This window comes from uncultured Alloprevotella sp. (assembly GCF_963536905.1).
Taxonomy (GTDB): Bacteria; Bacteroidota; Bacteroidia; order Bacteroidales; family Bacteroidaceae; genus Alloprevotella.
On sequence record NZ_CAUTBW010000025.1, the window covers coordinates 12870 to 36997 of the forward strand.

Genomic DNA, 24128 nt, shown 5'->3' on the forward strand with positions numbered 1-24128 from the left:
TTGTTTTAAATTTTCAAGGAAGAAGATATATTTCTGCCTGAAATTTAGAAATGTAATAATGCTATTTAAAAATAGAATAAGAGTATTTCGAAATATAATAAGGGTGTGAGCTGACTTCTTTATTGATTTTTTGGACAAAATGAGTGAAATGTGTATTTTGATACTTGGAAATTTACGTATACTGTAGTTTTTTATTTAGGAAATAGAATGCCGTATCGTTTTTTTGTCGGGATATATAAGAGCTTTATTGGTCTATTTTCTAAAACAAAGAAGTTAGTTGTCAAATAAAACGATTGTTTAATATATGAGGAGGCAGATAATTCTTACTTTTGTTTTATACCTGAGTAGTTGTGGAATACATGAGATTGAGGTTCAAGTGTATATAGCTCTTCTTTGCTATTTGTTGTGCCAAAGATATTTATGGAGAATAAGATAAAACACATTGATGATGTTTGATACAATGTGAGGAGAGATTTAGTTTAGGCAAAAAAGACATATAATAATTTGATGCTCTAAGAAGAATGTGTTATTTTTGCAAGCCGAATTCTCAAAGCGAAAACAAATATAATTAATAATATGAATATCTCATTAGAAAAGAAAACGCCCGTTACTGCTGTCATCACTTTGAAGATGGAGAAAGCTGACTATGAGGCTGACGTAACAAAAGCAATTAAAAACTTCTGTCAGAAGGCTCAGATGCCAGGCTTTCGTCCTGGTAAAATTCCTTTTGGCATGGCTAAGAAAATATATGGCGCTCAGGCTAAGATGGAAACTATCAATAAGCTTCTTTCTGACAAGCTCTTTTCTTATATTCGTGAAGAAAAGCTAAATATCCTGGGCGAACCATTACCAAATGAGCAACAGCAAACTCAAGATATCGAAAATCAAGATGAATTTGAATTTGCTTTTGATGTCGCTCTTACACCAGAATTCAAGATTGAACTTACAGACAAAGACTCTATCGATTATTATGCAATCGAGGTGAGTGAGGAGCAAATTGATCAGCAGGTAAAAGCCTTGACACAGCAAGCCGGTCACCCAGAAGAAGTAGAGGAATATAAAGAGGGGGATATCCTTCGCGGCATGCTTGCAGAACTTGGCCAGGACGGTCAGCCTATCGAGGGAGGTGTACAAGTAGAAAAGGGTAGCCTTATGCCTCAGTATATGCAGTCTGAAGATCAAAAGAAAATCTTTGACGGTGCAAAGAAGAATGATGTTCTGACGTTCAATCCTGCTGAAGCTTATGGTAATACGGAGTTGGCCTCTCTTCTTCATATAACAAAAGAGGAGGCAGAAAAACATAAAGGCAACTTTAGCTTCCAGGTTGATGAAATCAGTCGCTATGTTCCAGCAGAGCTCAATCAAGAATTCTTTGATCGTATGTTTGGCAAGGATACCGTGAAGAGTGAAGAAGAATTCCGCGGAAAGGTGAAAGAACAACTGGCTAAACAGTTTGAGGCAGATAGTGACTATAAGTTCTTGCTCGATCTTCGTGCCTATGCAGAAAAGAAGGTGGGTGAACTGGAATTCCCCAATGAGATGCTGAAGCGTATAATGATTGCTAATAATAAAGACAAAGATGCAAGCTTTGTTGAGGAGAATTTTGAAAACAGCATTAGGGAATTGAAGTGGCATCTCATTAAAGAGCAATTGGCTGAAGCGAACAAGGTGAAAGTTGAAGATAAAGATATTAAAGCAACAGCACTTGAGGCTGCTCGATTCCAGTTTGCTCAGTACGGTATGGCAAATATTCCTGATGAATATCTAGAGCAATATGCACAACAGATGCTCAAAGATCAAAATCAAGTAAATGGTCTAGTAGAACGTGCTATTGATAAAAAGTTAACAGATGTTCTTAAAAAAGTAGTAAAACTGAACCGTATAGCTATTTCTCAAGAAGACTTCGGTAAGCTTTTTGAAGAAAAGAAAGACTAAATTTTTATTGTAAGATTATGACTATTAGAGTAGGGGCGGCCAATAAGGTTGACCCCTATTTGCTAAGAGATAAGAATCTCTAATAAAAATAAACTTAGCTTTTGGCATAAGCTTTGTAGTGTTCCTCTCTATAAAGTATTATAATAAAGGAATAGACATCAATTTATATGATAAAATCAGATTTTGAGAAATTTGCTCTATCAAAGGGCATTAGCAGCATGACAATAGATTCAGCTGTGAAGGCACAAGCTCAGTACTTAAATCCCTACATCCTTGAAGAACGACAATTGAACGTGACACAGATGGATGTATTTAGTCGTCTTATGATGGATAGAATAATCTTTTTGGGGACTCAAATTGATGACTATACTGCTAATACACTTCAAGCACAATTACTCTATTTAGATTCTGCTGATCCAGGGAAAGATATTTCTATCTATATCAATAGTCCAGGTGGTAGTGTTTATGCGGGTCTGGGAATTTATGACACTATGCAGTTCATTGGTTCTGAGGTTTCCACGATATGTACTGGTATGGCAGCGAGTATGGCTGCAGTCTTACTTGTAGCTGGTAAAGAAGGAAAGCGTTGGGCGTTACCGCATAGTCGTGTGATGATTCATCAACCAATGGGGGGAGCACAAGGACAAGCAAGTGATATTGAGATTACTGCTCGTGAAATTCAGAAGTTGAAAAAAGAACTTTACACTATTATAGCAGATCATAGTCATCAATCATTTGATAAAGTCTGGGCTGATAGTGATCGTGACTATTGGATGACAAGTGAAGAGGCAAAGGCATACGGTATGATAGATCAGATTTTTACGAAAAAATAATAAGAATGTCTAATAAAAAGCATTGTTCCTTTTGTGGAAGAAATGAGGATGAAGTAGATTTATTGCTTTCTGGCCCAGAAGGATGTATTTGTAATGATTGCATTGAAAGAGCATCTCTAGTACTTAAAGACGCAGGACTCTATTCTAATTCTTCGTCTGATCTCAATAAGAAAAGTAATCAGCCTATCAACCTACGAGATATCCCAAAACCTAAGGAAATTAAGGAATACCTTGATCAGTATGTAATAGGTCAAGACGATGCAAAACGCTATCTTAGTGTCTCTGTTTATAACCATTATAAAAGGTTAATCAAGTTAGAAGATACCGCGAAGAAAGATGATGTGAGTATTGATAAATCCAACATCATTATGGTAGGGACTACTGGTACGGGAAAAACCTTACTGGCGCGTACTATAGCAAATCTTTTGGATGTTCCTTTTACTATTGTGGATGCTACTGTTTTTACAGAAGCTGGATATGTTGGAGAGGATGTGGAGAGTATCTTGAGTCGTCTTTTACAGGAAGCTGACTATGACAAAGAACGTGCTGAGCGAGGTATAGTTTTTATTGACGAAATAGATAAAATTGCTCGTAAAGCAGATAATCCCAGTATCACTCGCGATGTGAGTGGAGAAGGCGTTCAGCAAGGTTTGTTAAAATTGCTTGAAGGATCTATGGTAAATGTTCCTCCCAAAGGAGGGCGGAAACATCCAGATCAAGATTATATCCATATTGATACACGAAATATTCTCTTTATTTGTGGTGGAGCGTTCGATGGAATAGAGAAGAAAATAGCTCAGCGCCTCAACACTCATACTGTTGGCTATAATTCCGTGGGCAATATAAAAAAAATAGATCCAAAGAATTTAATGCAGTATATAGAGCCCATGGATCTGAAGAGTTTTGGACTTATCCCAGAAATCATTGGGCGTCTACCTGTTTTGACATATCTTAATCCCTTAGATAAAGAAGCGTTGCGGCGTATCCTATCTGAACCCAAAAATAGTTTGGTGAAGCAATATATTGAGCTTTTTCGCTTAGATGGTGTTACTCTTGAGTTTGAAGATGAAGCGTTGGATTATGTCGTAAATAAAGCACTTGAATATAAACTTGGTGCACGTGGATTGCGCTCGATAATGGAGAGTATTATGATGAATGTCATGTATGAGACCCCTTCTACACGAAAGAAGAAATTGGTCATTACACGCGAATACGCAGAACAGGAGTTTGAGAAAGAAAGAGGTAAACTTGCTTAATCTCTATTTTATTTAACAATATACCAATTTTATAATCCAGCTAATTCCATCTTTGCCTAACAAAGTGAGATTGGCTGGATTTTTCTTGTGTTATAGATTAGATATAGGGGAGCTTTGTTAAAAATATAGCCGATTTCATTAGTTTTTGTATAGACATTTCTAAAACTTTGTTTTATCTTTGTTCTGCCGAAACATAGTAATATGTATATATCATGAGGACATATAATGGTATGATAGAAAGGTCTGAAATACATAGAGCACTAAAGAAGTATTTTGGTTTTGATTGTTTCAAGAAGAACCAAGAAGACATTATTCTATCCTTGCTTAGTGGTAAGGATGTCTTTGTTCTGATGCCTACAGGTGGAGGAAAGAGTATGTGTTATCAGTTGCCTTCTTTGTTGATGCAAGGAACGGCAATTGTAATATCCCCGCTAATAGCATTGATGAAGAATCAAGTGGATGCAATTCGTCATACCTGTGAAGAAGATGGTGTCGCTCATTTTATAAACTCCTCACTTAATAAAAGCGATATTGACCAAGTAAAATCAGATATACTTTCAGGTAAAACAAAACTTCTCTATGTCGCTCCTGAATCTTTGGCAAAACGCGAGTATGTGGAGTTTTTGAAAACCATAAAGATTAGCTTCTATGCTGTAGATGAAGCTCATTGTATATCTGAATGGGGACATGACTTTCGTCCAGAATACAGAAATATTCGATTGGTTGTAGATGAAATTGGCCGTGCTCCTATTATAGCTTTAACCGCAACTGCGACTGACAAGGTTCGACTTGATATCAAGAAGAGTCTTGGCATTCAAGATGCGGATGAATTTAAGAGTTCTTTTAATAGGGCCAATCTATATTACGAAGTTAGGCCTAAGACTAAAGAGATTAACAAAGAAATTGTTACTTTCATTCGTCAGAATGCAGGTAAGAGTGGTATTATTTATTGTTTAAGTCGCAAGACCGTTGATGAACTGGCAAAAGTATTGCAGGCTAACGAGATAAAAGCAAAGCCATATCATGCAGGCTTAGAGCCTGATGAACGTTCGCAGACTCAAGATCTGTTTCTTATGCAAGACATTGACGTAATTGTTGCTACAATTGCCTTTGGTATGGGCATAGACAAACCGGATGTTCGTTTTGTCATTCATTATGATATTCCTAAAAGTCTTGAAGGTTACTATCAAGAAACCGGTAGAGCTGGACGTGATGATGGTGAAGGAAAATGCATTACATTCTATTCTCCTGATGATTTGAAGAAATTAGAGAAATTTATGGAAAAGAAAGGAGAGCAAGAGCGAGAAATAGGCTATTTACTTTTGGCAGAGACAGCAGCTTATGCAGAGAGTTCTATCTGTCGTCGTAAATTGCTTTTACATTACTTCGGAGAGGAATACCCTAAAGATAATTGTGGAAATTGCGACAATTGTTTAAATCCAAAAAAGAAAGTGGAAGCTAAAGAAGAATTGGAGAAAGTTCTTAATGTGGTTCTTGCAACGAAGGAAGTTTTCAGAGCGGAACATATCAAGGATATTCTTATGGGACATAAAACGGAGAGTGTCCGGGATTATAAACACTATGAATTAGATGATTTTGGATGCGGAGAGGATAAAGATGAACATCTTTGGAATGCAGTAATCCGTCAAGCACTACTAACTGGTTATCTCAATAAAGAAATAGAAAATTATGGTGTTTTAAAGATTACGGATAAAGGACGTCGGTTTATGAAAGAACCTGTATCTTTCCAAATCATTGAAGACCAGGACTATAGTGAAACCTCTACTACCGAACCTGTGCAGAGTGGAGCTGATTGCGCAGTTGCTCCAGAATTGTATGACATGCTTTTAGGTTTGCGAAAGAAGATGTCTAAAGAACTACAAGTTCCTCCTTATGTGATCTTCCAGGATCCTTCATTAGAAGCTATGGCAACGGTCTTTCCACAGACATTGGAGGAATTAAAGAATATTCCTGGTGTTGGTGAAGGAAAGGCTAAGCGTTATGGACAAGCTTTCTGTGATTTGATCCGTAAGTACTGCGTAGATAATGATATTGACCGCCCAGAGGACATTCGTATTCGTACCGTTGCTAAAAATTCAAAACTAAAGATAGCAATCATTCAAGCAATAGATAGAAAAGTTGCATTGGATGATATTGCTACTGCAAATGGTATTGAATTCGAGGAACTTTTAGATGAAATAGAATCTATTGTTTATTATAGTGGAAATAAAATAAATATAGATTATTTCATAGAAGACGTTATGGATCCAGATGTTGTAGATGCAATTTATGAGTATTTTCGAGAGTCAGATACAGACGATATAGATGTCGCCCTTGAAGAACTCTCCGAATATGAAGAAGACGAAATACGATTAGTACGAATCAAATTTATGTCAGAGATGGCTAATTAAAAAACGAACGAGTAAAAAGATATGACTACATCAATAGAAGAACCAATGAAAGAAAATCTGAACTTTATTGAGCAGATTGTAAAGGATGATTTGGCTGCAGGGAAGAACGGGGGGCGTCTGCAAACACGCTTTCCACCTGAACCCAATGGATATATTCATATAGGTCATGCAAAGGCTATATGTATGGATTTTGGCGTAGCTGAAAAATTTGGTGGAGTATGTAATTTGCGTTTTGATGATACTAATCCTCAAAAGGAAGATACCGAATATGTTGACGCAATTTTGCGTGACATAGAATGGTTGGGCTTCAAGTGGGAGAATATTTATTATGCTTCTGACTATTTCCAACAATTATGGGATTTTGCCGTTCGTTTAATAAAAGAGGGCAAAGCCTACGTAGATGAGCAATCTAGCGAGGAAATAGCTGCTCAGAAAGGAACTCCAACTGAACCTGGCACTCCAAGTCCTTATCGGGATCGCCCCATTGAGGAAAATTTGGAACTCTTTTCAAAGATGAATACGGGAGAGGTTGAGGAAGGTAAGATGGTACTACGCGCAAAAATTGATATGGCCAACCCCAATATGCACTTTCGCGATCCAGTGATTTATCGAATTATAAAACATCATCATCATCGCACAGGTGACACGTGGAAAGCTTATCCTATGTACGATTTTGCTCATGGTCAAAGCGACTTCTTTGAGGGGGTGACACATTCTATTTGTACATTGGAGTTCGTTCCTCATCGTCCTCTCTATGACTTTTTTATCGATGAACTGAAGGAACAAAAAGACCTAGAAGATAATCGTCCACGTCAGTTTGAATTCAATCGTCTTAATTTGACATATACTGTTATGTCAAAGAGAAAACTTCTTGCTCTTGTTCAGGAACATCTTGTAGATGGTTGGGATGACCCTCGTATGCCGACAGTTTGTGGTTTACGTCGCCGTGGTTATTCTCCTGAATCAATCCGCAAGTTCATCAATATGATTGGTTATACGAAATATGATGCGCTTAATGATTATTCTATGTTGGAAGCTGCAGCAAGAGAAGATTTAAATAATCGAGCCTTGCGTCTTAGTGCTGTCCTCGATCCAGTGAAACTCATTGTAACGAATTATCCAGAAGGAGTTTCAGAGGAAATGCTTGCAGTAAATAATCCAGAGAATGAAGCAGAAGGAACTCATTCAATAACATTTAGTCGTGAACTTTGGATTGAACGCAATGATTTCATGGAAGATGCCCCGAAGAAGTTTTTCCGAATGGTTCCTGGTAAAGAAGTTCGTTTGAAGAATGCATATATTGTAAAATGTACAGGATGCAAGAAAGATGAAGCAGGTAATATAGAGGAAATTTATTGTGAATATGATCCTGAGAGTAAAAGTGGTATGCCCGGAGCTGATCGTAAAGTGAAGGGTACTTTACATTGGCTTAGTGCCAAACATTGTTTACCTGCGGAGGTTCGTATTTATGATAAACTTTTCAGTATTGAGAACCCTGCTGCCGACGAGCGTGATTTCCGTGAATTGTTAAACCCTGATTCAAAGAGAGTCGTAAATGGCTATGTTGAGTCCTATGCGGCACATCCAGGACTTACTCGTTACTTGCAGTTCCAACGTATTGGTTATTTTACTTTCGATGACGACTCAACGCCAGAGCACCTTATTTTCAACCGTACTGTTGGCTTGAAAGATAGTTTTGCAAAGAAGAAATAGCGATAAATACTAATTTTTTAGTTGCCCAACAAAACATTTGCTATAAGATGAGATTTTTGTTGGGCAACTTTTGTACTCATCATGTACAAAAATAAAGGAAGAATATGTCCGACTCTTAGCGGCAGCTAAGAATCGAGCATATATTTAGTATTTTAGAATTATTCTTATCCTTCCTTTTTTACTACATTTGCAAAAAATAATTTAAGAAAGGAACGCTTGATGTATGTTTCTTAGTAATGACAGATACTGTAAAACTGTAAAACGAAGAAATGCTTGAACATATTGAAGAATTCACAGCATGCTCCATCTTGGCAGAGATTGTTATTGGTTATGTGTTGCTAATCGTATTATGAGCGGTGAAGGAAAGGGGTGCTGTTAGAACCTATTTATAGGAATAATAGGTAGTTACGCTGGTTCTTTTATTAGTTGTGTGTTGAATATAGAACTTTTTGATAAAGGAGTTTTAAGCAATTTCGTTTTCTGCGTATTAGGTGCTATTTGTGTTTTGTGGATTTGGAATTTTTTTTTGACTAGTAAATGCTCCTCTCGTAATTCTTCTTATTTTCGTTTTATACTTGTTTCTATATCAAAGAATAATCCTGACATGATAAAAGTTTTTGTTATGAATACCTGCCCTGATTGTGAAGATATCGAAGGGCAAATTAAAAATGATTCTCGTTTTGAATTGATAGATATTAGTAAACACATTCGCAATCTAAAACAATTCCTAAAATTGCGTGATTCGCATCCTACCTTTGACAAAGTGAAAAAGCAAGGAGCAGTAGGAATACCCTGTTTTTTGCTTGAAGATGGTGCTATAACTTTTAGACCTGAAGATGTGGGATTAAGATCTGATGTAGAATCTATAGGAGCTGTCTGTAATCTTGACGGCAGTGGTTGTTGATATGACCGGAACAGATTGGAAAAGTGCCTTAGCTGCTCTTGGTGAGAGATGTGAAGGTGAAGAAGCTAAGAATAAACCATACGTTATTCGAAAAAAGCGTAGAGGAGTTGTTTTTTCTACAAATCCAGACTATGATTATTCAGAATGTGAAGAGGATGAACCTAAAAAGCTTTTAAACCACCAGCAAAAACTTCATTTGAGTATGGAACGATCAGGTCGTGCTGGTAAGACGGTTACAATCGTAAAAGGTTTCGTTGGTACTGACGCTGACATGAAAAAACTTTGTAAACTTTTGAAGCAGAAATGTGGAGTAGGAGGGAGTGTTAAAAATGGAGAAATTATTATTCAAGGCAATCATCGCCAGAAACTTCTGGATATACTAAAGGCGGAAGGCTTCCCACTATAAGTACTCTCCTTTACTCGAAACTCTTATATTTTGCAAAATATACAATAAAGAAGTCAGCTGATAGCCTTATGCTATCAACTGACATTCTTATTGCATTTTTTTACGCAATAAGGATCTTCTTGATAATCTTATATAAGTTTTATAGTCGCTTTTTGACGGAATGGCGAAGGTACATCTTTGTAGTTATGTCGGATGATGTTTTTTGAGAGACATATCAATTTCCATTGATTTTTTATAATAGAAGCTATATTTAGAGGCGGCATTTCTCTTGCTTATTTCTTGTAAACGAGGATAAACTTTCTAGATATTCTAAGATGATTATATCTCAGTCTTCTGAAATAATCATTTTTCCAAGTTATAAATTAAGAAAAGTTGAAAGAAAGTACATATAATGACATTTAATTCCTCTCAAATGTTAATAGAAGAATATATAAAACTAGTAAAACGCTTTGTTGAGTGAGCAGAAAAATATAATTTTGCCTATTATTCTCAAATTATAAATTTAAAAAACTTCAAAATGGCTATGAAGGGCGGAAAGAGAGTTTACACATTTGGTAACGGCCAAGCAGAAGGTCGCGCCGATATGCGTAACGAATTAGGTGGCAAAGGTGCCAACCTCGCAGAAATGAACCTTATTGGAGTCCCTGTTCCTCCTGGGTTCACCATAACAACAGATGTCTGCAACGAATACTACGAGATTGGGCATGACAAGGTCGTAGCACTTATCAAAGATGAAGTGGAACGTTCTTTGGCGCATATTGAAAACTTGACAAACCAAAAGTTTGGAGATGCGGAAAATCCTCTCTTGCTGAGTGTTCGTTCAGGTGCTCGCGCGTCAATGCCTGGCATGATGGATACTATTCTAAACCTTGGCCTTAACGACACTGTTGTTGAAGGCTTGGCAAAAAAAACAGGAAATCCTCGTTTTGCTTATGATGCTTATCGCCGCTTTGTTCAAATGTATGGCGATGTAGTGATGGAGCTGAAACCAGCTTCAAAAGAAGAGATAGATCCTTTTGAGGAGATTATCGAGAAGGTAAAGGAACAAAAAGGTGTTAAGACCGATAATGAACTTGACACTGAAGACCTGAAGAATTTGGTGAAACTCTTTAAGGATGCCATCTTGGAACGTACAGGAAAACAGTTTCCCGATGACCCTATGGAACAGTTATGGGGAGCTATCTGCGCTGTATTCGATAGTTGGATGAACGAACGTGCTATCCTCTATCGTAAGATGGAAGGAATTCCACAAGAGTGGGGTACAGCTGTAACCGTAATGGCTATGGTCTTTGGGAATATGGGCGAGACTAGTGCTACAGGTGTTTGCTTTAGCCGAAATGCAGCAACTGGTGAAAATGTCTTCAATGGTGAATGGTTAGTAAACGCACAAGGCGAAGACGTAGTTGCGGGTATTCGTACTCCACAGCAAATCACTTTGGCAGGAAGCCGCCATTGGGCTGAATTACAAGGTATTTCTGAGGAAGAGCGTGCTGCAAAATATCCTTCTATGGAGGAGGTTATGCCCGAGATGTTCAACGAATTAGATGCCCTGCAAACTAAGTTGGAAGATCACTACCGCGATATGCAGGACATGGAGTTTACAGTGCAGGAAGGCAAACTTTGGTTCCTTCAAACACGTAATGGAAAACGTACAGGAGCTGCAATGGTTAAGATTGCAATGGATCTGCTTCGTGAAGGTAAGATTGATGAGAAAACAGCCATTAAGCGTTGCGAGCCGTTGAAATTAGACGAACTTTTACACCCAGTATTCAATAGGGAAGCACTGAGTCAAGCAAAAGAGCTTACACGTGGCCTTCCTGCAAGTCCTGGTGCAGCTTGTGGTCAAATTGTATTCTTTGCTGATGATGCAGAAAAGTGGCATCATGATGGACATAAAGTCATTCTCGTTCGTCTTGAAACTAGTCCTGAAGATCTTGCAGGTATGGCCGAGGCGGAAGGTATCTTGACAGCTCGTGGAGGTATGACGAGCCACGCAGCAGTGGTTGCTCGAGGTATGGGTAAATGTTGCGTTAGCGGTGCAGGTGCTGTAAATGTTGACTATAAAAAACGTATCATTGAAATTGATGGCCAGATTTTGAAAGAAGGTGACTATATCTCTCTGAATGGTACAAACGGCCATGTTTACAAAGGTGAAATTCCTACGCAGGCAGCAGAACTCAGCGATGATTTTGCAGCTCTGATGGATTTGTGCAGCAAATACACACATCTTCAGGTACGTACCAATGCTGATACTCCACATGATGCTGAAGTTGCAAGCCGTTTCGGAGCTGTAGGTATCGGCCTCTGTCGTACAGAGCATATGTTCTTCGATAATGAGAAGATTATCGCTATGCGCGAAATGATTCTAGCAGAAGATGCAGAAGGTCGCGAACGTGCTTTGGCAAAGTTATTACCTTATCAGAAGGAAGACTTCAAAGGCTTATTCAGAGCTATGAACGGATATCCCGTAAATGTACGCTTGCTTGATCCACCACTCCATGAGTTTGTTCCTCATGATACTCTCGGCCAACAGACGATGGCAGAGGAAATGGGCGTTAGTGTAGAGACTATTAAGCACCGCGTTGAGAGTCTTTCTGAGCATAACCCCATGTTGGGACATCGTGGTTGCCGTTTGGGTAATACTTTCCCCGAGATCACTGCAATGCAAACGCGTGCTATTCTCATGGCTGCTTGTGAACTGAAAAAAGAAGGACTTGATCCTCATCCCGAAATCATGGTACCTTTAGTTGGTAATGTTCATGAGTTTGAAAATCAAGAACGCGTGATTCGCGCAGAGGCTGCAAAGGTTTTTGCAGAACAAGGCCTCGAAATCAAGTTCAAGGTTGGCACAATGATTGAGATTCCTCGTGCAGCTCTTACAGCTGATAAAATCGCTACGCATGCAGAATACTTCTCATTCGGAACAAATGATTTGACGCAGATGACCTTCGGTTATAGCCGTGATGATATCGCAAGTTTCTTGCCGGTCTACTTGGATAAGAAGATCTTGAAAGTTGATCCATTCCAAGTTCTCGACCAAAAGGGTGTAGGTCAGCTTATTAACATGGCAGTAGAAAAGGGGCGCTCAGTTCGTCCCGAACTGAAATGTGGTATTTGCGGCGAGCATGGAGGTGAACCAAGTTCAGTTAAGTTCTGTCACAAGGTTGGTCTTAACTATGTGAGCTGTTCTCCATTCCGCGTGCCTATTGCACGTCTCGCTGCAGCTCAAGCTGCCGTAGAGGAATAAACGAGTACATTTTATAATTAAGTAAATATGGATAGGCACTTGTTCAACAGGAGCTTGTCCATATTTTATGTTTATGAAAAAACTAAATAATCAATAAATGAATCTATAAAATAGGAGTTCTCAACATTTTCAAGTAGTTTTGCAACAGGAAGAGTTGAGTAATCAACTCTTTTAATAGAGCTATTCAGTGCATTGCTCGTTGGAGAGACACTTATGATTAGCTCTATTTCTGTAACCCTATAATCATACATGAACATTTCCTTTCGTGTTATGTTCATGTATGGTTGTTTTTACTCTGTGTATGTCATGCCTTCAATCTCTACAGCACCATACATGCGATGTACAAGCATATTTCCATCACCAATACCATTGTCTGAATTACGTTTCCCATTAACTTTCTTATAGTCGGAATGTTCCTCTACTTCTATATTACCTCAATTCCGCAGCATTATTCCTTGTGAGGTACTTTTATATATTGAAGTGACATTTTTGGGATTTATCCATTGATATGGGGATTTTCTGGGGTTCTTGGTTCTTGCATAATCATGAAATCCCCCACCCAAACCAATGGGAAATGTGAGAGCTACAAAGATATGCTGTCCTCCTGATGGAATCTCACATTGGTGTTTCCGTCATGTTTCTCACCTCCGACTATGATTTCCCCAAAGGAAGCCCAACCAGGGAAATAACCATGATCCTGCTTGTAGGAATGCTTTGCCGCTACTTCCACGTTTGCCCAACACGGATTCAGTAAGTTTTTCAAAAACCAACCTTGAGAAAACGTCCATGATGTGATAAATTCCACCGAAAGAAGTGATATTCTCGTTTTTAATTGCTACCTTTGTCATGTCAGATTTTTGCTTACTTGTTATGTTTGTAGCACTAAGATAGGTGAAATTTCTGACATATCCAAGTATTTTGAGAACTTTGTTTCCCAGGCACTTGGATTTCTTAAAAGATTTTATGCTGCGGAGTTAAGGGTATATATAGATTGTGAGTATCAATTTCCTTACCGCAAACAACCGTCAATAGATGAGTTGTAGAGAGAACTTTATCTTACTTGAGTCTCTCTAATATGCATTCACTCTTACTATCAGCTATTACATGTCTTACTAACTTTTTTCTGCCATAAAGTCATTTCATTGCGCATATACTCTATCATATTGACATGTGGGCTTCTATTTTTTAAAATAACAGTCATCTTGTGTAAAAAAATAAACATTGGGATAAACAGTTTACTTACTTCCCATGACCCTGCAGGATGGCGCACACACACTGTAGGTATATCAAAAATATAGCCAATCTGTGCATCCACATTACTAAATACATGGCTATATTGTATAGAAGATTCAGCATCTCCACTATTCTTTTTTAGTTGTGCAAAGGCCTCTTTACCCAACAATACAATGTATTTGGGTTTGACAATCTTTATTAACTCCAAAGTACTTTTTATTCCTTCACTCATCAGTTCCCTTAAGACATCATTATTTCCATTATCAGAAACAAATGGAGTAAGGTTTGTCCATATTGTCTTTTTATCGTTATCTATACTTTCAGGATGATAGAAAGAATCATAACCAAGAAAAAAATGTGTATCAGGGAGATATCTATGACCTTTCCCCCAGTTAGGACTTATAGTACCATCTTCACAAAATCTACTACTCCAATCAGGATTTCCCTCTAAGAAGTTTTCTGGATTTTCAAATACAGATGAACCAGTTCCTAATTCGCCTTTCGGATTAATACCAATAATCATACAATCAACATGGTTTTCTAAAACGCTCAAGGGAGATTGTGTGTAATATGGCGTTTGATACTTAGTTGATAATTCATTAAATATTGGAACATACTTTTTAGCCCACTCAACAATTTCTTCATTAATAGTTTTCATACCTGTAATAATTTATAAACTAAAGGTTCCCACCCAAATAAATAGATAGAAAAATAACAGTTTGTCGAATTTCCTTTGTAAATTAGTAATCGTCAAACAACTGATTTTAAAGACAAAACAACAAAACTGTTATGGAAACAAAAATAGAGAAAATAAGTGAGTTATCCAAACTTTTGAGTGTTAAAACTCGAATGAGTGATGATTTGTTTCATCTTTTGGCAAGTTTGGCATCGGTCACCTGTTATCTCGTCTGTCATTGGAGAAACAGGACGGGGTTTCGGCTTCGCAGTTGGCTGCACGTATATAGAACGTGTTGCAGCGCGACTCTACGGTTTGGATGATTTCCTTTGAGAACGACCCGCAGTCAGCACGGAAACACTCTATTACCACACCAAGTTCTGAGGTTACACGGTCCATAATGCGACGGAGCGTGTCTTCTTGATGGAATCTCACATTGGTGTTTCCGTCACGATTCTCACCTCCGACTATGATTCCCCCAATGGAAGCCCAACCAGGGAAATAGCCAAAATCCTGCTTGTAAGAATACTTTGCATCGAACTTGTGGGCTGGAACAAACTGGTGGTCAAAGTCCAGGTCAACATGACTGCCCACCTTTATAAGTCCCATTCTCCGTATCATCCGTAAAAGTAAGGTATTCAACTTTTCTGCCGTGTTGAAACTATACGACTTGCCGGAGGTCTCGCTCTTATAGACAGTATTTTCCTCGGCAAGCTCCTTTAGTCCGCGCCCCACAGTGTCGGCACCGGGTAATAGCGTATTAGGTCTCTGCTTGAACTGCCCTATAAGCGCATTGATGTCCTCAAGGCATTCTCCACCACAAAGGTAGCTGAAGAAGAGAGAGCCGAAAATACTTCCATGGCTGAATGCTTTGCCGCTACTTCCACGTTTGCCCAATACAGATTCGGTAAGTTTTTCAAAGCCCAACTTTGAGAAAACGTCCATAATATGATAAATTCCACCGAAAGAAGTGATATTCTCGTTTTTAATTGCTACCTTTGTCATGTCAGATTTTTGCTTACTTGTTATGTTTGCAGCACCAAGATAGGTGAAATTTCTGACATATCCAAGTGTTTTGAGAACTTTGTTTCTCAGGCACTTGGAGTTCTCACAAGAATTTATGCTGTGGAATTAAGGTATTACTATATGTACACCAATATTCTCACTATTCAGTGTAGATGATTCTTCCTCTCTATTCTGGGCTTCTCAAAATCTTTCAGTATATTTGAAGCAGAGATGAGGACTTGTTTGTCTATTTCCTGCTGAACCTGATGTGACGCTGAGTAGAGATAAGCAAGTCCTTTTTCTTTATCTGCCTACATTAAAGTATGATTATTCACAATAGGCTCTATAATTTTCTTAAACACTTCCATGAGTTGACCACCTGCGGCATCAAGCTTCCCCTGCACCTTAACACCCTTTGCATTCACCTTGCTGCCTTTAATCGCTTCCAGTGCGCTCAATGCTTTTTCGGCTCTCCTCAACTGGTTCTTCACCATGATTTCCATCACCTTCTGCACATCTCTGTCAATGTCATTATGGCCCACACTATTCCTCACAGCAGCAAGCAAACTCTTCACTTCCTGTTGCGTCATATCGCCTATGTATCCATTATTCATCAACACACGTGCAAGGTCTGAAACACGTTTCACGGTTGCCATATCAAACCTACGCTGCAGGCTCATTGCCTTGCGCAAATCTGCAAGGTTGTTGCCGATAGCGCGCATAGCATCATTGCGAAGTGTCTTATTCTCTTGGTGCTTATCGGCAAGGCGCATAGCAGCAGCAGTAGTACGCTCATGCAGCCCCATACTCTTATCCTTCCAAATATCCTCCGTCTCTTCTCCATCGCGGTAGAGAATAGGATTTTCGTCTGCCTTTCGACTCTCATCAAGAACTTTTTTACCACTATCGTAGGATTTCTCAACATCTTTCAGTAGCTTTGCAACCGCTGATGATGCTTCAAGTTCGCTATTAAGCCCATCAGTACCATTAGGAGTGTTCGGCGTTTCGTCGAGCACTTCTATTTTTTGTACCTCATAGGCATGTACACCATTCCGCATACCATCTGAACGCTTTTCTTCACGCATCAGTGTCATCACACGGTATGGTTTTCCATCAATTGCAATAGCACCATAGAAGCGGTGCATCAATGCACTACCATTAACTTTCTGTGTGTCGCGTTCTCCACGTTCATTCTTTTGGTAATCGGAATGCTCCTCAACTTCAATGCTGTTTTCTATAACCTCGTCAACATGTTCAGCCAAGGAAAGATGCACACGCTTATTCACGCTCTTTGCTTGATGCTTCGGACTAAGGCTGACTTCGATTGCTTTTCCTGAGATAGAATAATCAAACTCAGCACCATAATTATTGTAGTGTAATACTATTGGTTTTCCATTTGGAACGTACTTTGCCTTGGCTGCATCTATGGCTTGCCGTGTTGCTTCTGCAATACCACCCGTGTATTGGTGTGCAGGGACATTTACCACCTTGATAACTGCATCATTAAGCCCAGGCATAACAACTCCTTTCTCTTTCACAGCTCGTCTCTGGCGCGCCTTGAAAGTGTCGGGAGTATCGCCCATACGCATCCGTGCCGCCTCACTCAAGCCCAACTCCTCACGCATCACCATGTCGCGTGCAAGGTCTATCGGATGCTCCTTGCCACGCTCCAAACGCTCCTTACTACGCCACAGCATATAGCGCAACTCATTATCGCCAAGCTCAAACCACTTCGGCAACTTCAAAGATTCCAAGAACTTATCCAATAGCTTGCGAACAACCTCCTTGAGCTTCTGCCACAACGTACGCTCGCCCTCGCTGAACTCCTCAAATGGTTTCTCTGCCATGTCTCCGAACAACTCATCAACAGCAGTCCTGCGGTGCCGCTCGTAGCTCTTCGCACGCTCTCCATTCTTGGTAGTATCATCAACAAACGAACGCCCCGCTTCTGCATCAACGCGCTGCTTCAAATCACCACGCAGATGCTCGTAAACCTCATCAAGGAACTCATCATAATGTTCCTCGCCCACAAGTTCACGAAGGCCCTTGTGTGCCACAGTCTCGTGCATCACCGTTGCAGCCACATCCTCCACATCGCTATTGTTAGGCAGAACAACCACAACCTCTCCAGTCCTCACATCATACCAGCCCTTTGAGTTGCGTTTGCGTCTCTCCACCTCAGCATTCGAATGCGTAATATCTTTCACATCCTCCACAATCTTGATAGGAGTGTGCAGCTTGTCAGACAACTGAACAGCTTCATTACGCATAGCCTCTCTATCATGAGAGGGTTCTGATGACAAAGCATTCTCACTGAGTGCAGAATGATTCTTCTCATCTATTGTGGGGTTCTGAAAATCTTTCAGTATCTTTGCAGCAGAGTCCAAATCAAGATAGTCCACGTCAGCGAGAATCGTTCGCTGTTGGTCTATAAGGTTTTGGACTTTTTCTTTATCAATGTATAAAGCCTTACCTTGTGAAATCCAATTCAGCCATTCTGCATTCTTTTTGGGGAATACGTTTCTAATACTGTTGATTTCCAATTTATGTCCCCCTACAGACGGATTTAGAGAAAGACCTACGATAAAGTTATTACCATCTTTTTGTAACGAAACAATAATGTTCTGCGCCTTAGTCTTGTCCCCATAGGAGAATAAAGCCAATGGATGTTGCAGAACATTCACCAAGTCTTTTACTTCCGAAAGGTCAAAATCATGTCCGTAAGATGTTGCCTTAGCTTGAAGTCTCTTTGCATTCATCTGTATAGGAAGGTTAGGAATACCAGTAGAAAGCAATATCTCCCCAGGCATCCCTAACTGATAGACATGCCCTGCTGGCAAAGTGCCATCAATCTGCTTTTGCAACTCCTCATTGAACCGCTCATTCACCTCTGCCAATTCTCGCGCAGCTCTTTCTTCTTGGCGGAATCGAATATCATCAGATTTACTCGCTTCCTCCACAGCCTTGGCGCGGGATTCTTCGTTGCCTGCCTCATATTCAACGACTTTCAAACCTGCATCCCGCAACTGCTGCTTAATTTCAGCATCAGTATTGTGAGGAACTACCGCTGCGGCAAACTCATCAAACGTAACTGGACGCTCAAACTTTGTCTCAAAATACATTGAAGGACGCTCTTCCTTGATTGCCTTAACCATATCTTTGAGACGCTGTGTATCCTCGTCAGATAAAGTCACGCCATACTCCTTCTGTAGGTAAGCTTGAGGGTCGGCTTTAGAAGCAGCTTCTTGCAAGCGTGCGAAGCCATAATCATCATATGCATTAGCATCGGGCTGCAACTTCCTCGAGAGGTCAACATAGACATCCTGCCACTTCTCTTCAAAATCGTCAAGATCTTGATGGTCGTTTGTAAGCTTGTCTTTCTTTTTTCTGATACTATCAAGGCTTGTGTTAGCCTTCATCACACTTGCAGCGAAATTTGAAAAAGAAGACCCAATGCCATTAGAGGCGTTGCGACCCTGCTTCTTCATCAGCTTAGATACATTCTCCAAAGTGTTAGGAACATACCTACGCATCCCTGAAGGAGTAAAACCATCAAAGATTACCTCTTTCGTCTGATAGCGTTCGTTCAAGCCATCTGTCCATTTTTTGTAGTCGTGTTCTAAACCATCTTCTTTTATCTTTTTATTTGCAGCATCAAAGGTCTTTTCTATGCTTACTCTCCCTTGTGTATTTTTATCTCTCCACACTTCATCGACAAATCTTTGTAAGACATCAATAGGGCGACCATACTCTTCTGCATCTCTTAAATAGATTAATGCTTTTTCATAACGGAGAGACCCTGGCTTTTTATTAGAGAGAATTTCTTTATGCTTGGCTATATTTCTTTCATATGATTGATTAAACTCATTGATGTCGCCATTAAGTTCCGTTTTTACATATAGATCAACTAATTTCTCAATATCGTTTTTGGACAAGTCATATACATTAGTAACCTCATGCATTATGTCACCAAAAGCTCTATGGACTTCTTTATTATACTTTGGCTTAATTGTTTCAAAATCGGGTGCTTTCCCTTGCTGGAATAAATAAAGGTATGACAATTTTGTATCAACGCGACTGTCTAACCAATTCCTTAAAGCATTGCGTACACCGAGTTGCATCTCATTTGGAAGAGCCTTAATGTCATGTTCCATTACCAGACTACCTTCTCTGCTCATCTGTCGTTCAACAGAAGGATACATCGGTGTCCACGCATCACCCTCAAACGTTCCTGCATTCTTTCCCGTTCGCTTATTGATTTTATCAGAAGGCATAATCAGCGAAATCTCACCATACCCCGTATGTTGCTGCTTACTTATGTCTATAACCGCAACACTCGGATTTGCCAAACCGCCTTGCTTGATAGCCTTAGAAAGTTTATCTGCGCTTATATTGTGAATACCAACAAGCGTCCTCTCGCTGCTGCCATTACTTTCTCGATAACGTATATCATCACTTTCTTGAGAAAACTCACCATTGTTATCCGTAGCACTCTTGATTTGATTAGGTTCAAATACGACGGCTTCTTGTCTAAGGTCACCATTGTAGAAAACACCATCATAGCCCTCTTCCTCTAAGTTCTCTCTGAAGTCAACAGACATGTCTCGGGAATTAGCTTCTGCAAGTTGATTGTTCTCTTTACTCGTAGCATAATACGGGTCACGGACATTTAAGAATACGCCCATTTTAATATTACCGTAACCTGAACCCTCATTTTCATCACCATAGAAATAAAAACCGTCACCAAGCCAACCTGCATCAGTATGTGTCCCATTCCTTTCTGAATCGAAAACACTAAAATTATTGTTAGTGTTGTGATAGAACACCATAGGCTCACCGTTCTCATCAACGAATTTTGAACTGTTGGTTTGCAGAATGGAAACTAACTTCGTATCTTTGCTATCGGTAACAGACGGATTAGGCTCTGCCCCCGTTGACATAAAACCATTATCAACTGCTTGTCCATTAATTTGGTCAAGCAGTTTGCCTTTTTCTATCTCAGTCAAGGCGTGGTCATAATATTTATTACCATTCTCATCAACCCCAATGGTCAACTTTGCCGTATAGTCTACGCCAGCAATATTCAAACCAACAACGTAATAGCGATATGTCGGATATTGAGCATTGAGTTTATCAGCCTTTTCCTCCGTAATAAAAACGGACTGTTCCAACATTTTCGGGACAGCAATGAGGCTCTTCAGATGGGCTTCGTTTCCCATACTATGAGAGGTAACTTTATTGATGCCCTTTCTTCCAATAGCGATTTTTTCCCCTGTGTCGGCAATGGTATACTCACCCCGTAGGTTATCCTTTATCCACGCCTTGGCACTATCTCGGTTCAATTCATACTTTCCTTTGTATTCACTACCTGTAATCTCCACAGGCTCACTCTTACGCAGTTTCTCAATCCGCGCAGCCTTTTCCCAGTCACCAAACCAACTCTTGAAAGCCTTTGTTCTTACTTGCGCCCACTGCTTCTCCGTCAGTCTCGTAGGTTTACCGTTCGGAGCTTTCATGTAAGTGCCGCTCTCCTTGGCGCGCTCAATGATTGCACGCTCTTCTTCCGAACCAGTAGACACTTGCTGCTTTTCTACCTTTTCTGATGCAGCACCTTTCAAGTCAGTTCCATTCGTCAAGTCATACAGAACTCTGTCCGTAATTTCATCCACAGAGCTAAACTTCTTGATGCCGAACAAATCCTTTCCGACCCAGTTCCAGAACTTCTTCAACGCACTCTTCATATGCTCGAGCAATGAGATAGCCTTTGCCTTGTCCACATAGTCCTTAGCTTCGTCTATCATCTTCCGTGCTTCGGCTCCCATCTTCTCAGCGTTTTTCTTTCCGCTGATGCGGCTCAACGCCTCGCTGGCTATAGCATCTTCATCATCAAGAATATCCTGATAGTTCTTGTCTTTCAACACCTCATCCCACACAGGGGTATCGCGGAGCAATTCTTTCACACTCTGCCACCCCTCTTTATTGCGCTCCTTCATGGCCTGCGCCCATAGGTGAGTGTACTCATGGATAGGCGTGTTAGGGTTCAAACCATCCTTGGTAAGATAAATCTTACCGCCAACAGTCCAACCATACAGCGTACCAGATGGCGTCTTCATGAATTGCACATGATCCGTTATCTTCAGGTCTTCCTCGTCAAAGATAACATAATTCCGAGCATCGTCTTCGCGACCGCCACTTCTATATTGAGCAGGGTAGGAGATGCCAACAATACCTTGCCTGTGTAAGAATTCGCTGGCCTTTTTATCACTGCCCAGATAAGAGGATATATCACCATAGATGTCTTTTCCAGAACTAAAAGCTAATTCGGAAAGTTCTTTTCTAAGTTCCTTCTTAGCTTGCTTGCTGTCATAGAGATGCTCATCATCTGTTGCAAGAATTTCATCATACAGCGCATCAATTAAATGTTCTGTGTTTATACCGCTTCTATCATCTGCATAATTTTTCGTATAGTCCAGATAGTTGCTTCCTGTGTCATCAGGAATTTCAACAGAGTAGAGATGACGAGCAGGCACAGTCATATACTTTTCAAATAAAGCTTGGACATCCTCTTGGACAACATCATCCATAGATCGTTCCAAAGCCCGTCCTAACTCTTCTATCCCTTTTTCGTCAAGGGTACTCACGTCTATCTCATTAGGATCTTCCCAACTATCGAATTCATTAGGATGCTCTTTGAAATAATCTAAGAAATAATTAAGAGTTTCAGGGTCTCTATTAACATTGAATATTTCAAAGCCACCATCGTTATACGCATAATCCAACCCATCACGACTACCGAAGACCTCCTCTATATATTCATTTGCTTCATCATAAAAAGCCTCCTCATCGAAGTCAAGATTTCCATGATTAGCTTCAGCATACTGTTCCCCTATGCCTTCGACCTCGGTCACATACGTTCCCCAGCCGTACGCTTGCTGACCTTCACCCTCTCCCATATGAGAATGGTCGAACGCGTCAAAGTCAGCACCACTACCATGGTACACCATGTGAAGCTCCGCACGAGGCACATTCACCTCCTGCACCTCAGCAAGCCCTGTAGTATCCTTATATTCTCCGCTGTACAATGCCTGCTTGATACTCTTCAGAATCTCAACCAATGGTTTTCCTTCAGCACGACGAAGTTTAACAGCATTATAGTAGAATTCTGTTATGTGAGCTTCGCCATCATTAGTTAATTTAGCATTCTCTTTTGGAGTAATAACGATACTAAGACCTTCGCTCTCTCCATTATTATCAAACGTAGAAACCTTAGCATTGTGATTAGCCAAGCGGATGGTAACCAGTTTCCCATTCTTTGTTTCAAAAGAAGCATACTCACTGTTGCTACCATGTCTTGTTGCTCCCAAAACTTTAGCAATGTCACCAATCAAAGTATTTGGCTTATTACCTTTTAATTTTTCGTATTCCTCAATGGTATTATCCAAACCTTTTAATACCTTTGTGCCATCAGCACTTGAGACGACAGTATGATGATCCTGCATAGCAGGGGAGGCGGTCTCAAGTGCTCTTTTTTGTTTCGCACTCAATTCCACCCCTTTTTGTTCTCCAAGCATTGCTGCTGCCTGCTCATCCGAAACTACTTCGACAGGTACACCTGCACGCTTCAAACCTTCCAATGCCGCATCAGTAGCCAAGCGTTGAGATTCAGTATCTGCCGAAAGAAGAACATTACTGAATTGTTTCAAAACGACATTACCCGTATTATCATCCTTAGCTTCTTGTTCCACCTCTTTTTCTGATGGATAAGGATTATCCAGTGCTCCATCGGAAACCTCCTCACCTTTCACCGTAGGAGCTTCGTAAGCAAAGTTATTGTAACCAGCATTATAACGAGCCTTTTCTTCACCTTGGATAATCACAATTGCTTTCCCAGCAGGACTTTCTGCAACAAGAAATTCCTTATCAGTTCCGAGTCTCAAGTCATCAGCACCAATGCTCTTTGCCGCACGCAGCATCTTTTGCAGGTCTGCTAATTGACAGCAGACAACGTTGCCATCCTGAAATTTAATGTAAGCTAAAGCTCCGTCTACCTCATATTTTTTTGCCTTTTCTGCTTTCATTCTTGCCAGCGCACCATTGACAAACTCCAGAAGCGGCTCAGTCTGTAAGCCTGTAGGAATAGTTTCTTTAGGGATAGCACCTCTCCAGTCTGGGAATTTCCCCTCAATGACATCACCTTTACTGGTAATAATTTTACCCTCTTTCGCTTCATCATAAGCCTCTTTATGCGCAAACATAACGACCCCATTCGTAGCAACAGCCATCCCTCCATCATGGTAGACGCCTCCGAACATTGGACGGCGAGGTTCTTTTACTGTGACGTCGAACACAGTAAAAGGCTTCCTCTTCTTCTCAGCAATAGGCTCTATAATGCCTTGCTCGCGTTTTACCTTATTAAATGTTGCTCGTATTATAGGCTGATACTTCTCAGAAGGGCTTTGCACCTCATCAATCCTCACACCCTTATATTCCGCAAAAGGCTTTGTCTTGC

General features: G+C 40.1%; 12 protein-coding genes and 3 pseudogenes. 11 read left to right on the plus strand and 4 right to left on the minus strand.

Translation table 11 applies throughout. From position 1 onward, the window contains the following. Positions 1–576 precede the first annotated feature (576 nt). From tig to ppdK, 9 genes and pseudogenes are all read left to right on the plus strand, one after another. Positions 577–1935: a trigger factor gene (tig, locus tag ABLA33_RS05830; protein WP_311490409.1), complete on the plus strand. Its 1359-nt coding sequence runs from the start codon at positions 577–579 to the stop codon at positions 1933–1935. Between the two features lie 167 nt (positions 1936–2102). Next, the gene (gene clpP, locus ABLA33_RS05835) at positions 2103–2768 is read left to right on the plus strand and encodes an ATP-dependent Clp endopeptidase proteolytic subunit ClpP (protein WP_311490407.1); all 666 of its coding nucleotides are present in this window, start codon (positions 2103–2105) and stop codon (positions 2766–2768) included. A gap of 5 nt (positions 2769–2773) precedes the next feature. Beyond that, the gene (gene clpX / locus ABLA33_RS05840) at positions 2774–4024 is read left to right on the plus strand and encodes an ATP-dependent Clp protease ATP-binding subunit ClpX (protein ID WP_347719604.1); all 1251 of its coding nucleotides are present in this window, start codon (positions 2774–2776) and stop codon (positions 4022–4024) included. A 230-nt stretch (positions 4025–4254) separates the two neighbouring features. Then, a complete protein-coding gene (gene recQ / locus ABLA33_RS05845) occupies positions 4255–6435 on the plus strand; it encodes a DNA helicase RecQ (protein WP_347719605.1) in 2181 nt (726 codons plus the stop codon). A gap of 21 nt (positions 6436–6456) precedes the next feature. Continuing rightward, positions 6457–8148, plus strand: coding sequence for a glutamine--tRNA ligase/YqeY domain fusion protein (locus ABLA33_RS05850; RefSeq protein WP_311490403.1), 1692 nt, complete (start codon positions 6457–6459; stop codon positions 8146–8148). 269 nt (positions 8149–8417) lie between these two features. After that, positions 8418–8665, plus strand: a pseudogene (locus ABLA33_RS05855) (GlsB/YeaQ/YmgE family stress response membrane protein); the annotation flags it as partial. An 87-nt stretch (positions 8666–8752) separates the two neighbouring features. Next, entirely contained in the window at positions 8753–9052 is a 300-nt protein-coding gene (locus ABLA33_RS05860; protein ID WP_347719611.1) for a glutaredoxin-related protein, read from the plus strand. A gap of 1 nt (position 9053) precedes the next feature. Beyond that, positions 9054–9458, plus strand: coding sequence for a translation initiation factor (locus tag ABLA33_RS05865; protein WP_347719606.1), 405 nt, complete (start codon positions 9054–9056; stop codon positions 9456–9458). A gap of 517 nt (positions 9459–9975) precedes the next feature. Next, positions 9976–12705 carry a pyruvate, phosphate dikinase gene (gene ppdK, locus ABLA33_RS05870; protein WP_347719607.1) on the plus strand — a complete coding sequence of 910 codons (2730 nt, stop codon included), beginning with the start codon at positions 9976–9978 and terminating at the stop codon, positions 12703–12705. Positions 12706–12776: 71 nt separating this feature from the next. Here ppdK and ABLA33_RS05875 read toward each other — a convergent pair whose 3' ends face one another. Beyond that, complete coding sequence (locus ABLA33_RS05875; RefSeq protein ID WP_347719608.1) at positions 12777–12983, minus strand: hypothetical protein; 207 nt, start codon at positions 12981–12983, stop codon at positions 12777–12779. 329 nt (positions 12984–13312) lie between these two features. Here ABLA33_RS05875 and ABLA33_RS05880 point away from each other — a divergent pair, with 329 nt between their 5' ends. Continuing rightward, a complete protein-coding gene (locus tag ABLA33_RS05880) occupies positions 13313–13459 on the plus strand; it encodes a hypothetical protein (protein ID WP_347719612.1) in 147 nt (48 codons plus the stop codon). 339 nt (positions 13460–13798) lie between these two features. Here the strand turns inward: ABLA33_RS05880 and ABLA33_RS05885 are convergent, their stop codons facing one another. Further along, positions 13799–14596, minus strand: a complete 798-nt coding sequence (locus ABLA33_RS05885) for a hypothetical protein (protein ID WP_347719609.1) — start codon at positions 14594–14596, stop codon at positions 13799–13801. 131 nt (positions 14597–14727) lie between these two features. Here ABLA33_RS05885 and ABLA33_RS05890 point away from each other — a divergent pair. Beyond that, positions 14728–14888: pseudogene (locus ABLA33_RS05890) on the plus strand (IS4 family transposase); the annotation flags it as partial. Here ABLA33_RS05890 and ABLA33_RS05895 read toward each other — a convergent pair. Then, a pseudogene (locus ABLA33_RS05895) lies at positions 14882–15619 on the minus strand (transposase); the annotation flags it as partial. The pseudogenes ABLA33_RS05890 and ABLA33_RS05895 sit on opposite strands and share 7 nt — an antisense overlap. Before the next feature lie 311 nt (positions 15620–15930). Beyond that, positions 15931–24096, minus strand: coding sequence for a hypothetical protein (locus ABLA33_RS05900; RefSeq protein ID WP_347719610.1), 8166 nt, complete (start codon positions 24094–24096; stop codon positions 15931–15933). Positions 24097–24128 lie beyond the last annotated feature (32 nt).

Coding starts and splice junctions, on each gene's coding strand:
- recQ (WP_347719605.1), top strand. CDS start 4,255: ATGATAGAAAGGTCTGAAATACATAGAGCACTAAAGAAGTATTTTGGT.
- ABLA33_RS05865 (WP_347719606.1), top strand. CDS start 9,054: ATGACCGGAACAGATTGGAAAAGTGCCTTAGCTGCTCTTGGTGAGAGA.
- ppdK (WP_347719607.1), top strand. CDS start 9,976: ATGGCTATGAAGGGCGGAAAGAGAGTTTACACATTTGGTAACGGCCAA.
- ABLA33_RS05885 (WP_347719609.1), bottom strand. CDS start 14,596: ATGAAAACTATTAATGAAGAAATTGTTGAGTGGGCTAAAAAGTATGTT.
- ABLA33_RS05875 (WP_347719608.1), bottom strand. CDS start 12,983: ATGAACATAACACGAAAGGAAATGTTCATGTATGATTATAGGGTTACA.
- tig (WP_311490409.1), top strand. CDS start 577: ATGAATATCTCATTAGAAAAGAAAACGCCCGTTACTGCTGTCATCACT.
- clpX (WP_347719604.1), top strand. CDS start 2,774: ATGTCTAATAAAAAGCATTGTTCCTTTTGTGGAAGAAATGAGGATGAA.
- ABLA33_RS05850 (WP_311490403.1), top strand. CDS start 6,457: ATGACTACATCAATAGAAGAACCAATGAAAGAAAATCTGAACTTTATT.
- clpP (WP_311490407.1), top strand. CDS start 2,103: ATGATAAAATCAGATTTTGAGAAATTTGCTCTATCAAAGGGCATTAGC.
- ABLA33_RS05860 (WP_347719611.1), top strand. CDS start 8,753: ATGATAAAAGTTTTTGTTATGAATACCTGCCCTGATTGTGAAGATATC.
- ABLA33_RS05880 (WP_347719612.1), top strand. CDS start 13,313: ATGGAATCTCACATTGGTGTTTCCGTCATGTTTCTCACCTCCGACTAT.